This window comes from Bacteroides ndongoniae (assembly GCF_900108345.1).
Lineage (GTDB): Bacteria > Bacteroidota > Bacteroidia > Bacteroidales > Bacteroidaceae > Bacteroides > Bacteroides ndongoniae.
The window spans coordinates 939,779-953,473 of sequence record NZ_FNVV01000013.1 but is presented as its reverse complement, the minus strand read 5'-3'; the positions used below and the strand labels follow the sequence as shown (position 1 = coordinate 953,473).

13 protein-coding genes are annotated in these 13,695 nt (G+C 48.4%); 5 read left to right on the top strand and 8 right to left on the bottom strand.

Annotation, left to right across the window (positions count from 1 at the left end):
- Positions 1-35 precede the first annotated feature (35 nt).
- Positions 36-2,189, bottom strand: coding sequence for an amylo-alpha-1,6-glucosidase (locus tag BQ5591_RS08550; protein WP_235817060.1), 2,154 nt, complete (start codon positions 2,187-2,189; stop codon positions 36-38).
- A gap of 221 nt (positions 2,190-2,410) precedes the next feature.
- Here BQ5591_RS08550 and BQ5591_RS08545 point away from each other — a divergent pair, with 221 nt between their 5' ends.
- Together BQ5591_RS08545 and BQ5591_RS08540 are read left to right on the top strand one after the other, a co-directional pair.
- Positions 2,411-2,653 (top strand): hypothetical protein, encoded by a 243-nt coding sequence (locus BQ5591_RS08545; protein ID WP_071148991.1) that lies wholly within the window; start codon positions 2,411-2,413, stop codon positions 2,651-2,653.
- A complete protein-coding gene (locus BQ5591_RS08540) occupies positions 2,631-2,972 on the top strand; it encodes a type II toxin-antitoxin system RelE/ParE family toxin (RefSeq protein ID WP_071148990.1) in 342 nt (113 codons plus the stop codon). Before BQ5591_RS08545 ends, BQ5591_RS08540 begins: the two co-directional genes overlap by 23 nt.
- 27 nt (positions 2,973-2,999) lie before the next feature.
- On the opposite strand, the gene BQ5591_RS08535 is transcribed toward BQ5591_RS08540, so the two are convergent.
- Complete coding sequence (locus tag BQ5591_RS08535; RefSeq protein WP_071148989.1) at positions 3,000-3,320, bottom strand: hypothetical protein; 321 nt, start codon at positions 3,318-3,320, stop codon at positions 3,000-3,002.
- Positions 3,321-3,341: 21 nt separating this feature from the next.
- Positions 3,342-6,134, bottom strand: coding sequence for a TonB-dependent receptor (locus tag BQ5591_RS08530; protein ID WP_071148988.1), 2,793 nt, complete (start codon positions 6,132-6,134; stop codon positions 3,342-3,344).
- Positions 6,135-6,473: 339 nt separating this feature from the next.
- On the opposite strand from BQ5591_RS08530, the gene BQ5591_RS08525 reads away from it, so the two are divergent.
- From BQ5591_RS08525 to BQ5591_RS08515, 3 genes are read left to right on the top strand one after another with little or no spacing between them, the layout of a single operon-like run.
- Positions 6,474-7,520 carry a sensor histidine kinase gene (locus BQ5591_RS08525; RefSeq protein ID WP_071148987.1) on the top strand — a complete coding sequence of 349 codons (1,047 nt, stop codon included), beginning with the start codon at positions 6,474-6,476 and terminating at the stop codon, positions 7,518-7,520.
- A gap of 21 nt (positions 7,521-7,541) precedes the next feature.
- Positions 7,542-8,273, top strand: coding sequence for a LytR/AlgR family response regulator transcription factor (locus BQ5591_RS08520; protein WP_071148986.1), 732 nt, complete (start codon positions 7,542-7,544; stop codon positions 8,271-8,273).
- Between the two features lie 4 nt (positions 8,274-8,277).
- Complete coding sequence (locus tag BQ5591_RS08515) at positions 8,278-8,580, top strand: GNAT family N-acetyltransferase (RefSeq protein ID WP_071148985.1); 303 nt, start codon at positions 8,278-8,280, stop codon at positions 8,578-8,580.
- A gap of 98 nt (positions 8,581-8,678) precedes the next feature.
- Here the strand turns inward: BQ5591_RS08515 and BQ5591_RS08510 are convergent, their stop codons facing one another.
- The 5 genes from BQ5591_RS08510 to BQ5591_RS08490 all read right to left on the bottom strand — a co-directional run bounded on the left by BQ5591_RS08510 (position 8,679) and on the right by BQ5591_RS08490 (position 13,158).
- Positions 8,679-8,975, bottom strand: coding sequence for a chaperone modulator CbpM (locus BQ5591_RS08510; protein WP_071148984.1), 297 nt, complete (start codon positions 8,973-8,975; stop codon positions 8,679-8,681).
- 12 nt (positions 8,976-8,987) lie between these two features.
- The gene (locus tag BQ5591_RS08505; RefSeq protein WP_071148983.1) at positions 8,988-9,938 is read right to left on the bottom strand and encodes a DnaJ C-terminal domain-containing protein; all 951 of its coding nucleotides are present in this window, start codon (positions 9,936-9,938) and stop codon (positions 8,988-8,990) included.
- A 151-nt stretch (positions 9,939-10,089) separates the two neighbouring features.
- Complete coding sequence (locus BQ5591_RS08500) at positions 10,090-11,109, bottom strand: threonine aldolase family protein (RefSeq protein WP_071149389.1); 1,020 nt, start codon at positions 11,107-11,109, stop codon at positions 10,090-10,092.
- Between the two features lie 100 nt (positions 11,110-11,209).
- Positions 11,210-12,844 (bottom strand): chaperonin GroEL, encoded by a 1,635-nt coding sequence (gene groL / locus BQ5591_RS08495; protein ID WP_071148982.1) that lies wholly within the window; start codon positions 12,842-12,844, stop codon positions 11,210-11,212.
- 41 nt (positions 12,845-12,885) lie between these two features.
- Positions 12,886-13,158: a co-chaperone GroES gene (locus BQ5591_RS08490; protein ID WP_021847043.1), complete on the bottom strand. Its 273-nt coding sequence runs from the start codon at positions 13,156-13,158 to the stop codon at positions 12,886-12,888.
- Positions 13,159-13,695 lie beyond the last annotated feature (537 nt).

Below are 13,695 nucleotides of genomic sequence, written 5' to 3'. Positions count from 1 at the left end.
TCGGGTAATACTATATGACTTGTAAAGTAATTCCTTTAGTATGTCAACGCCTCTTCATGATACGTGTCAAAACACGGATAATGTTCCAACGGACGAGGCTGACAGAAGTCTATGCCGTCGAATATCGGATTGGGAGCAGCAGCCTGAGGCAGGATGAGATTGACCTTGGCATCCTCACCTTCGAGACGTACATCGAACTTTCCATTCTTATACGTATAATATAATGTACCACGGCCTATCTTGACCGAAGTCTGCAATTCTGTGATATCAGCCGGTAACTTGGGCTCGACAGTCACCGTACCACTCATCAGGTCGGGACGGATGCCAAGGAAATACTGGTACCATACACGCAGTTGTTCGGAGTTGCTCCACGCTTGCAGGAAAGTACCCGAACGGCCTGCCCACGAGTGTCCTTCACGCGGATGAGCATCGGCGTTTTCGCTAAGACTGCCCACTGCACCTTCGTGTAAGGCTTGTCGGTTCATGTTTTGGAAGAGTTTCCAAGCTGTCTCCTGCTGACCATACTCTATCATGCGTTGCATGGCAATGCCGTTATTCCACAACCAGACGGTGCCATTGTGATAAGCATCATCTTTATGGTAATAATGCCAGTTCTCGTGCTGCGGATGAAACTGAAGATCCCATTGCGCCAATGAAGCCACGCCCCACGGATAAACCAGTTCTTCCCACACACGACGGGTGACGCGTTGCTTGAAATCCTCGTCGGCTATCAGGTCGAAACAATAAAGCTGATTGGGACGGTATTGCAGATCGGGAGTGCCGTCAGCATTCAGGTGGTCGTAGATAAGAAGGCTATCCTTGTTGCAATAATCAGCCTCGAAGTTGCGAGCCAGGCGAACGGCTGCTTCGTGCCAGGCTTCGGCATGAGGTGCATCATCCATCAGACGAGCCAAGTGAGTACCGGCCTCCAGCTGTTTGTACCACAAATACTGGATGTCGTTGGCACGATTGCCGCGAGGTGAACCAGGGATGCCATTACGTTTCACGTCCATCCACGTGTCGGCATCGGCATGCAGCAGGTAACCTTTCTCGTCCGTGTGATGGCGCAAGCTCTGGTCGATGCTGAGGACAACGGAAGGATAAATATCACGAAGGAAACTGCGGTCGCCCGAATAGCGAAGGAGTTCTTCAGCCTCGATGACGTAACGCGGCGTACCGTCGGCAGTATTGTAGAGAATCCCCTCCAGATTGGCGCGATTGGGGATGCGGCCGCAAGTCACTGAAGTAGTATCGTGATCCTGCAACTTGGCAAAATCCTTCAGAATATCTTTCGTTACTTCAAACTGACCCGTAACAAGTGTAGCACCCGGCATAGCGATAAACATATCGCGCCCCCAATACTCGTTGAACCATGGCAAACCTGCATAAATGCCCTTACCTTGCTGCTCGGTAATCAGTTCGTCCATGGTCAGGGTAATCCAGGCCAGCGCCTTGTCCAGTTCGCGCAAGTTGGTGTGCAGCGGATTGTTCTCAGTAACCAAGTCGTTCATGCGTGCCTTGCGCTGATCCAGCCATTCCGCACCTTCCTGCCGATAACCGGCGATGAGCGAGTCGCAATGTGCCTCTGTACCATAAGCAATGAGGAAGCCTCCGGCAGATGCGGGTGCCTGCATACAGTTACCATTGAAGCTGATGCCAACGGGATTCAAAGGGACTACCTTCAACCGGTTATTCTCTGCCTCCTGTGGTGTGTAACACAATGCGTCAGTCTGTCGGTTGGCATCCTTCAGCAGCGTTTCATTCAGTGTAATGCCGATGCTGTCGCCCTGCACCTTATCCACTGTAATACTGAGCAATTCCCGGTTGTCCACCATGGCCAGTGTTTCGATTGCAACAGGCCAACGACGTACCAATCGGTCGGGGTAAACACACACTTGCGATTTGCTTCTTAATAGAGGCTTGCCGTCCACTGTCAAAGCATAGTCTGAGAAAATACGGCGTTTAGCCTGATTCCATCCGGCATACCAATCGGTAGGCTCGTCCTGATGTGTACGTCCATACCAGTATCCCGCCTTCTTGTCGGTATACGAATATTCACGATTTGCTTCGGGAGCGACCTCCACGCCCAGTTCATCAACTGTCAGTGCAGGAATAGAAGGAGTTTTGTCTGCCGACCCGCATGACATCAGTACAAGCACGGCCAACAGAGTAAGAAAACGATGTTTCATAGCTTTTGTTGATATAAGTTGTGTCTTTATTTTTCAGTTTGCAATATTAGGAAAAATATGGTAAATCTACAGCAACTTCGTACACAAACCGCTCTCAACCTGCCGGAAAACGTTTGCAGCAACGACGGGAAAAGGATTTTTTATCTTCTTTTCTACAAGGCTATTACGAAGAATATCGTATCTTTGTAATCAAGAAATAGATTAAAAAGGAGAACCAACGTATGAAAGCAACCATCTCAATGGAAAGCCTGTGGCAAACCATTCAGTCATTGTCACCAAAGAATAAAAAATGGCTGGCCGACAAACTGATTGAAGATCTTCAGATAGAAGAGGAAAGCATCGGCAAGGAAGAAATCCTGGCAGGAATTGATGCGGGGCTGAAGGAAGTCAAACAAACGCGAGAAGGAAAGTTGGAAGAAAAAACAGCAAGAGAGTTTCTGTATGAACTACAAGATATTGGTTAAGCCAACCTTCCAACGGGAAGCCAAACGGATGGCCAAACATTACCGTTCGTTTGCCAAAGACTATGAAACGCTGATTGAGGCTTTGGAACAAAATCCCCACCTTGGTACCGACCTCGGCGGCGGTCTGCGTAAGATACGTATGACCATTACCTCGAAAGGACGAGGAAAAAGTGGCGGAGCGCGGGTCATCACATTTACCGTAATCGTCGCGGTCGATGAAACGGAAATCAACCTACTTTACATTTACGACAAGGCCGAACGCGAGAACATTTCCTCACACGAAATAGAAGAATTATTACGCAAAAACGGGCTGGGGTAATCCCCGGCTCGTTTTCTTATGCCAACATTATTTACGTTTCCGCTGCGGACGTTCCTTCTTCATTTGCTCATAAGCTTTCTTCTGCTCATCGGTAAGAAGAGAAGTCACTTTCTTCTCCACTTCCTGCATAGCAGTCCGGCGCTCTTCGCGCGAAAGTTCCTTTTTAAAGAAGTCGGTGTAAAGGGCAGTGATTTGTTTCTCTTGCTCGTCGGTCAAATCCAACTTCTCGTCGAGGTTTTTCACTATTTGTTCAGGAGTACGTTTACGGTCATTACCGCCTTTGCGCTGAGCATCGGCACTCTGCACGCTCAGCATGGCCACAAGGGCCAAGAAAAGAATCTTTTTCATCTTTCTGTCATTTTTAAAAGGTTATCGAATAGTATATACAAAGCTCACCATCGCATACGGCTGCAGCACATTGCTGTTCACATAGTCGTAATAGTTACTGCCTGTGCGGTGAGTGAAGGCTTGATTCTGTTTCAGTACGTCGAAAGCTTCAATCCTGATTTCGGCTGCATTGTTCTTCAGGAACTTTTTGCCCAACGAGAGGTTCCACAGGAAATAATCCTCCGTGCCTGTGTCAAGGCCAGTGTATCCAATGTAGTTAAACGTGCTGCGGAAAGTCAGTCCCCAGAAGAAGGTCCAGCCCAACTTGGCGGCTGCTGTATGGGTCACATAGTCGCTGCCCGTGGCTGTATCCAGCGAACTGAACATCTTGTTGATGCCAGCCGAATAGGAAGCTGTAAAATCGAGATTCTTGCTGATGTTACTACCAATGATAATCTTAGGTATGAGGCTCAGCTCACGTGTCCGGCTCTCCACTCCGTCAAAAATAGTAGGAACGTTGGCATAGTTGGCCGAAAGACTGAGATTGACATTACTACGAATGAAATCTATAGGGAAACCATAAGTCAGCATAGACTGCAAGCTGTAGTAACCATCCAAGTTTACAGGACGGGTAAACTGCGAACCCTTATTAAGGGTCACCGTCGGCGAGAGGGCAATATCCTCTTTGGCCACAAAAGTACTGTCGGCCACGTAATCTTTCTGGATAGTAGCCCCTACCATGGCAATAAACGTATGTCCCGATTTGGTAGTACGGATGTAGCGCAGATTGGCCGTATGCGATATTTGCTGGTCGAGGTCAGGGTTACCGGCAGAAAGGAAAAGCGGATTGGAATTGTCTATCACATTCTGCAGGCTGGTGACCGAAGGAGCCGACGACTTGCTGCGATAACGCAATTGCAGTGAATTGGTACGGTCCAATGAATAACGCAAAGTGAACGACGGCAACACAGAAAAATAGTTGTGTGACAGCTCGTCGGGTTGTGGATAGACCAAATCGCCTGTCAGATCGGCCCATTGGGCATCGACACCCAGCATGGCATTGAACTGTCCCACGCGATAACGCAACCCTACACTTCCGGCTTGTGTCAGGTAGCCCGACTGATATTCGTTGGACAGACTCTCGTCCAACTGGTCATAGAGGTCGGTCACAGCCGAGCGTTCATAAGTCTTACGGTCGTTCTCCGAATCAGTATAACTCAACTTATATCCCAACTGAAGTTGCAGGTTATCGGTCAGCTTTTCCGTATAGCTAAGATTGGAGCGAAGACTGTACTGACGATTCAACGTCTGTTTCAGCTGACTATAATTATCTGTTGTCGACAATCCGTTTACACCATAAAGCGTATTGAGATAATCAGTATAGGTATCACCATCGGTATTGCTCATCTTACCGCTAAGCATCAGCGAAAGGGTACGCCCTTCTTTCAGAAAACGGTGACGAAGATTGAGGTCAACGCCTATGTTGTAAGCATCTGTACTACCGTTCGCAGTTGTTTCGGTTTCGCTTTCGGCCGTACCGTCCAGCAAGTTTTTGCCTTGGAGCAGGCTGTAGCTGTCGTTATTCTGAAAACTCAGCGAAGGACGAATCTGCAAGGAAGTACGGTCGCTAATCTGATAATCCAGCTTCAGATTGAATCGATGGTTCCAGTTCTCCATCTGGCTTTGTTGGTATTCACTGTAAGTCATACCCGGCAATACGGACTCGAAATATTCGCGATCGGTCAGCTGCTGCGTCAGATTGTCCGACTGGTTAAAGAAATAGCTGCCGGTTATCTTCCATTTATCACTCCACTGGTCTACATAGTTCAAGCCGAGACCATTGGCCGAAGTTACGCCTCCTAAAGAGCCTACCATGAAGTTCGATGTAGAAGCACCTCCCGCACCACTGCCCGAGCGGCTTCCACCGCCACGGCCACCACGGCCTCCGCGACCGCTGGCTCCCGACGACATTACACCAGCCAAGTCCTCCTGCGAAAAATTCTGTTGGTTGACATTATTAGTCATACCCAACACTGAAATACGACGGTCGTCATCGAAGAAGTTGATGTTACCGTTTACCTTGTAGCGATCGTCCGTACCATAACCGCCCGACACTTCACCAAAGGTGCCCTGACGGAAACCTCCTTTGGTAATGATATTGATAGTCTTCACCTCCTCGCCGTCGTCGAAGCCGGTAAACTCTGCCTGTTCGCTCTTCTTGTCGAACACCTCAATACTGGCAATAACGTCCGAGGGCAGGTTCTTGATAGCCAGGTTTACATCACCATCAAAGAATTCCTTACCATCTACCAACACTTTCTGAACCTGTTCGCCCTGTGCCTGCACAGTACCGCCTTCGACTACAATACCCGGCATTTTGGCCAGCAAATCTTCGGCCGAACTTCCCTCCATCACCTGAAAAGCTTCGGCATTATACGTCAAACTGTCTCCACGTTGTTCGGCCCGTGTAGCACGTCCCTGAACAGATACTTCGCCCAGTAACTGCGCATCCTCTTCGAGAACGATACGCAACGTATACGACTGTTGTTTATCCGTTATCCGTACTTTTTTCTCCATTGGCTTATAGCCTACATAACTTACGCTAACTACATACTCGCCTACCGCCATGGCACGAAAAGAGAAAACTCCCTCACCGTCGGTCGAAGTATAAGTCTTGGCCGATGTGTCCGAAACAGGTGCAATACTCACAGTAGCAGCAGGTAAAGGCTCGCCAGCAGTACGATCGGTCACAATACCGCTTACCGTTGCTTCTCCCTGTGCCCTCAATGCAGCATTAAAAGCCATCAAAATCAAAAGTAAAAACAATCTCTTCATACCTTGTAAAGTCCGTTTATGTTTCAATTATCTGATGCAAAACTATGCAAAGCCGGGCTATCGTAAAATACCCCTGCCCGTATGCAGTGGTGAACGACACGTATGAGATGGCAAACGACACAAAAAGACTTCCGTACAACAGGCGTCGGAAGAACAGTACAAGGCCTTTGTACTGACAGTTTAAAGGCAGTAGACTGACAGTTTAAAGCCAATAAACTATGAGTTTAAAGGCTATAAACTGGGAGTTTATTACCGATAAACAGAAAATAAACTGGGATTTATCCTTTATTATTGTATCTTTGTTGGAAATAAAAAACAGAGAAAGAAACCTCAACCGCCATGAACAACAAATACTTACCATTGGGCATCGACCTGTTCTTCTGCCTCATTCTGTTGCCAGCCATGATCACGCTACTCCCCGTAGAGCGCTGGTTGGAGAACAACTCGACCTTCGTTGTCCTGCTCGTAGGATGGCTCTGTACCGTCTACTTCCTGACGCGCAAGGCCTGTGTGCCGATGCTCTTCCGCTCGCGACGCCAGCTGATCATTGCCTTGTGTCTTTTAGTCGGTACGGTATTGGTAACATGGCTCGTCACACAATATCAGATGGAATTTCCTTTTCGCGGCGACCATCCGCGTTCCGAGCGCATCAGACGCGTCACCAACCTCTCGAAAATCAGGCTACACCAGCAGGGAACATGGTTCCTCTATCTCGTAACTATCTGCTTCAGCATCGCTGTAGGGTTGCTCACGGAGCTTTACCGACAGATGAGCGAACGGCAAAGTGTAGAGTTCGAAAAGAAGAAAGCCGAACTGGCCCTCTACAAGGCACAGATCAATCCTCACTTTCTATTCAACACACTGAACACCCTCTATGGCCTCATGCTGGCACAATCGGAGAAAGCAGAGGCAGCTTTCGTACAGTTCATTCACCTGGTGAAATACATGTATACCCGTGCCACCCAAGACAAGGTCAGCATAGCAGAAGAAGCCCAATACATCGAACAGTACATCGAACTACAGAAAAACCGGTTGGACGAAAGTCGTACCCAAGTAGATTATACCTACGAAAACAACCATGCCTGCCCCAATGCACAGATAGCCCCTATGCTATTAATCACTTTCGTAGAAAACGCCTTGAAATACGGAACCTCGGCACATGAGAAAAGTCTGATTCGCATCTGCCTACAGGTAAAAGACAATACCCTCTGCTTCATAGCCGAAAACCCGATTGTAAATCCACGCCCAGCCGACAAAGCACCCGGTATCGGCATTGCCAACTGCCGCAAGCGCCTGGAACTGCTCTACCCCTCGGCTCACAAACTGAACATCCAAGAACAGGATGGATGGTATAAAGTAGAACTGGAAATAAAATTGTCTGCATAAAAACTTTAAAAAGAAACAGCCATGAAGTGTATTGCCATCGACGACGAACCGGTAGCCCTCGGCATCATCCGGCAATTCTGCCAACGAAGCGGCGACATCGAACTTATCACCTTCACCGACCCTGTTGAAGGACTACAAAAGGTGAAAGACATGCATCCTGATCTTGTTTTTCTCGACATCGAGATGGGTGGTTTCAATGGCATTGACGTAGCGCGCCAGCTGCCCGCAGGCACCTTCCTGATATTTACAACGGCCTATGCCGAATTTGCAGTTGACGGTTTCGACCTCGATGCAGTTGACTTTCTGCACAAACCTTTTTCGTACAACCGTTTCGAACGGGCTGTGGAAAAAGTAAAACGTCTGCAAGAATTGCAACGTCTCCAAGCCAAACCTGTATTTGCCGATGAAGAAATCATGCTGAAAGTAGAATATAAAAATGTCAAAATACGGCTGGCGGACATTGAATACATCGAAGCCATGGACAACTACATACGGATAATACTCACTTCAGACAAACCGGTTCTGTCGCAAACCAGCATGAAGACAGTTATGGAATTGTTGCCCGCCGAACGCTTCATGCGGATTCACAAATCATACATTGTTCCCTTACATAAAATAGCCAGTTACAACCGTCGCCAGCTCACGCTACATCACCGAAATGTCGAGCTGCCCATCGGACGAGTTTATGCTGACGAATTTATGAAACGAATGAACCTTTTACCAATAAAAGATGTTTTACATAAAAATCTCTAGTATCATGAATATTCTGCACAACCCCGAACAACGTCGTTTCACCCTGACTCAAAACGGTGAAACAGCCCATGTAGCTTATCTCATCGAAAACGGCGCACTCGACATACGCCACACCATCGTTCCCGCTCCCCTCGAAGGACAAGGCATCGCCTCGGCCCTTGTCAAGGCTGCCTACGACTATGCCCTGCAGCAGGGTTATGCCTGCGTAGCCACCTGCGCTTATGCTGTCCGCTGGTTGCAGCGCCATCCGGAGTACAACGGCACTCCCAGCCAGGAATACTGCGAAGGAAATGCATGCGCCCTATAGGCCCCTTTCTCTGTATAAACAATAAAGCGGAAAGAAGCGCGTCGTGTAGTATCCACAAACGTGCTTCCTCCCGCTTTGTATTTTTCCTGTCCGGATTCTCAAAACAGGTCACCATACATCCTCAGCCGTCCGCGCAAAGCAGCAATCTCCTTTTGCATGCTTTCCATACGTTCCAGTAAGTGATGGATGGCATCAATTCCTTCCATATTGATGGAAAGATCATAATACATACGGCTGTAACGCTCTACATCCGGCAGTTGCGAGAAAGCCAGACACGGCTTTCCTTCCTCCAGCAAAATGTCTATCAGACCATTCTCTTGCAACAGGTCGATAAAGGCAGGTTCTATGTGGCATTTGTCGCAATAATCGCTGACAATAATCAAATCGTTCTGCATAGTGATACATTTTTAGTTCATACTCTGAATTTTACGGAACATTTCTTTCTGCTGTTCAGTCAGGTTGGTTGGCAACACAACATGATAGGTCACAATCAGGTCGCCAGCCTCTCCGTCTTTCTTGTAGACAGGGAAACCTTTACCTTTCAGGCGCACCTTGGTACCATTTTGCGTACCCGGTTTCACTTTCAGCTTCACTTGTCCGTCCAAAGTACTTACCAACTGCTCGCCACCCAGCAAAGCCGTATACAGATCGGTATTGACATCCACATAAAGGTCATCGCCCAGCCGCTTGAACACCGGATCGTCAGGGATCACAAACGTGATATACAAGTCACCGGCAGGACCACCGTTCATACCCGGAGCTCCGTATCCTTTCAACTTGATGACCTGTCCGTTGGCTACACCGGCAGGTATGGTGATACGCACTTGCTTATCGCCCACGGTCAGCACCTGCTTGTGTGTCTGTGCAGCCTCACGCAAGGACAGCTCCAGTTCGGCCTGATAATCCTGTCCGCGGAAACCACCCCGGCTTCTGCTGCCGTGTCCCCGGTGCCCGAAGAGTTCTTCAAAGAAATCCGAGAAACCACCGGCATTGCTTCCGGTAAACTCCTGCCCGTCGGACGAATACCAATACGTACCGTTACCGTCCGTACCGAAGCCTCCCGAACCGAAGCCGCCAAACCCGGCGCCACCAGCCTGCTGGCGGGCACGCTTCTGCGCTTCGAACTCATCGGCATGTTTCCAGTGTTCACCATACTCATCGTACTTCTTTCGCTTTTCAGGATCACTCAGCACTTCGTTTGCCTCGTTGATGGCCTGAAACTTTTCCTTTGCTGTAGGGTCATTCGGGTTCAGGTCAGGATGAAATTTACGTGCCAGCTTACGGTACGCTTTCTTGATATCATCCTGCGATGCCGTCTTGTCCACCCCCAGTACTTGATAATAATCAATATATGCCATATTCTGTCTAATTTTATATTTCAAACTACACCATTCCTCCGCCTGACTCTTACGGACAGGCCAACAATCTCATGCGGATGCGTCAAACCAAGCCATGTCATCCATACCTGAAAGTAGCAATATACAGCTACCCTCAATTTTGACACCCTCCTCAATAACAGCTCTTTGCAGTTGCAAGCAGTTCGCGGATGTCCTCTTCCGTAGTATCGAACGAGGTCACCAACCTGATTTCATCAGCCGCCTCATCCCAGAAGTAGAAGAAATACGACTGCAACAGTTTATCGATCACCCGACGGGGCATGGTCAGGAACAACTGATTGCTTTCCACTTCCTGTGTGAACCATACTTCGGGCAGCTCTTTCAATCCGTCGCGCAACAGCAATGCCATTTGGTTGGCATGACGGGCATTCTTCAGCCACAAGTCATCCTTCAGATAGGCTGTAAACTGACAGGAGAGATAACGCAGCTTCGATGCCAACTGTGCCGACTGCTTCCTGACAAATCGCGCTTCCTTCTTCAGGTCGGGATGGAAAATAATAACACTCTCGCCTATCATCAGTCCGTTCTTCGTACCTCCGAAACTGAGGATATCAATACCACAGTCCACCGTCAGTTCCTTAAACGTCAGCCCAAGTGCCGCACAGGCATTGGCCAGACGCGCACCGTCCATGTGTACATACATTCCATGTGCGTGTGCCAGCTCCGTAATGGCACGCAGTTCGTCGGGCTTGTATATCGTACCCAGCTCCGTACACTGCGAAAGGTAAATGGCTCCCGGCTGAGAATGATGCTGTTCGCCGAAGTGGCACAGATAAGGCCGCAGGAGTTCGGGCGTCAGCTTCCCGTCCGGAGTCGCTATTGGCCTGATCTGACAACCCGTCATACGGGCAGGAGCACCACATTCATCCACGTAGATGTGAGCTGTCTCGGCACAGAGTATCAGGTTGTAAGGACGTGTACACAGTTGCAGGGCAACAGCATTGCTACCGGTACCGTTGAACACAAACAGGACTTCGCAATCGGGCGTAAAGGCTTCGCGTATCTTGCCTACGGCTTCTTCCGTCCAGGGATCATCACCGTAGCCCACCGCATGGTCTTTATTGGCACGGTTCAGGGCGTCCATCACCAGCGGATGCACACCTGAGTTGTTGTCTGATGCAAAACTTCTCATATTCTTATGCTTCATCATTAAAAAAAGCCGCGGCATCTTTACAAACAAGGCAAGACACCGCGGCTGCTTTTATACTAATTAATCAGGGGAAATCGGCTGATTACATCATGCCTCCCATGCCACCCATACCGGCGTTCATCGGCATTTCGGGTTTGTCTTCCTTCTTCTCTACGATTACACATTCGGTAGTCAGGAACATACCGGCAATAGAAGCGGCGTTTTCCAAAGCTACACGGGTAACCTTAGCCGGATCGACTACACCTGCGGCATGCAAGTTCTCGTAAACATCGGTACGTGCGTTGTAACCGAAGTCGCCTTTACCTTCACGAACCTTCTGAACAACTACAGCGCCTTCCTTACCAGCGTTGGCACAGATCTGACGGAGCGGTTCCTCGATGGCACGCTTGATGATGTGGATACCGGTTGTCTCGTCGGCATTGTCACCTTCCAGACCTTCCAGCGATTCCAATGCACGGATGTAAGCTACGCCACCACCCGGCACGATACCTTCTTCGATAGCAGCACGTGTGGCACGGAGTGCATCGTCTACACGGTCTTTCTTTTCCTTCATCTCAACTTCGGAAGCAGCACCTACGTAGAGTACAGCTACACCACCTGACAACTTGGCCAGACGTTCCTGCAACTTCTCACGGTCGTAATCGCTCTTCGTAGCGGCAATCTGAGCCTTGATCTGTTCGCAACGTTCCTTGATGTTTTCCTTGTCGCCGGCACCGTTTACAATGGTCGTATTGTCCTTCGTGATGGTAACCTTCTCGGCAGTACCCAACATTTCGATAGTAGCCTGTTCCAGTTTCAAGCCCTTTTCTTCGCTGATAACTACACCACCGGTCAGGATAGCGATGTCTTCCAACATTTCCTTACGACGGTCGCCAAAGCCCGGAGCCTTCACGGCACAGATCTTCAACTGGCTGCGCAGACGGTTCACTACCAAGGTAGTCAGCGCCTCGCTGTCAACATCTTCGGCGATAACCAGCAACGGACGGCCAGTCTGTACGGCAGGTTCCAAAATAGGCAAGAAATCTTTCAGGTTCGAAATCTTCTTATCGTAAATCAGGATGTAAGGTTTCTCCATCTCACATTCCATCTTTTCCGTATTCGTTACGAAGTAAGCTGACAAGTAGCCACGGTCGAACTGCATACCTTCTACCACACCGATCGTTGTATCCGTACCCTTAGCCTCTTCGATGGTGATGACACCGTCCTTCGAAACCTTACGCATGGCATCTGCAATCAGTTTACCGATAACGGGATCGTTGTTGGCAGATACGGTACCTACCTGTTCAATCTTGTCGTAGTTGTCACCAACCATTTCAGACTGAGCCTTGATAGATTCAACCACCTTGGCTACGGCCTTGTCGATACCGCGCTTGATGTCCATCGGGCTTGCACCGGCAGTAACGTTCTTCAAGCCTTCGGCTACAATGGCCTGAGCCAATACGGTAGCTGTTGTTGTACCGTCACCAGCGTCGTCGCCAGTCTTCGAAGCAACTTCCTTTACCAGTTGTGCACCGGTGTTCTGATAAGCATCAGCCAGTTCTACTTCCTTCGCTACAGTCACACCATCCTTTGTGATGTGGGGAGCACCAAATTTCTTCTCGATAATCACGTTACGTCCTTTCGGGCCCAGTGTTACCTTTACAGCGTTAGCCAGTGTGTCGATACCCTTCTTCAATTGGTCGCGGGCATCAATATTGAATAATATTTCTTTTGCCATGATTTCGTCTAATTAAAAATTGATAATTGAAAATTGATAATTTATCCCAGTACAGCGAGTACGTCGCTCTGACGCATGATCAGATATTTAGTACCGTCGAGTTCGATTTCAGTACCTGCGTATTTGCCGTAGAGTACATGGTCACCAGCTTTCAGTACCATCTCTTCGTCTTTCGTACCGTTACCGGCTGCAATCACTTCACCTTTCAGGGGTTTTTCTTTTGCTGTATCAGGAATGATGATACCGCCGATTGTCTTTTCTTCTGCAGGTGCAGGGAGTATCAGAACTCTGTCTGCCAATGGTTTAATGTTCATAGTTCTTTTCGTTTTTATATGTTTTACTTATTTTTTCTTGTTTCTGCCTACCTTGACGCAGGCGATAAACAATATACGAAAAGCGTGCCAAACGCCAACCGGCACAAATTGGCAGACCTTTCCTGCCAATTTGACGCTACACGAATCAAACCTATGCAATTATTTCAGATTTCAGCCCGTCAGGAAGATGCAGAAAATTACCTAACTGGGGAATATTTTTTCCCTAACTGGGAAAAAATAATTTCCTAACTGGGAAAAAAATATTCCCTAACTATGGAAAAATCCATCGTCAGGGAATCAATCAATTCGTTTCTCAAAGCCGTATTTCTTCGGCACAGTTTATCTTGTTCAAATGCTCCAGAATGCCTTCGTCGAACTGACCATGGCACTTCCCATGTACAAAAGAAACAAAATGGCCACAATAAACATTACTACCCCAATCAGCAGATTGTGCCTGTTCTCGTTTAGTTGAATGGAAAACATAATAACCTCCTCCATATTTATAAGTCCGATGCAAAAGTAACCCACGCCTGTTAC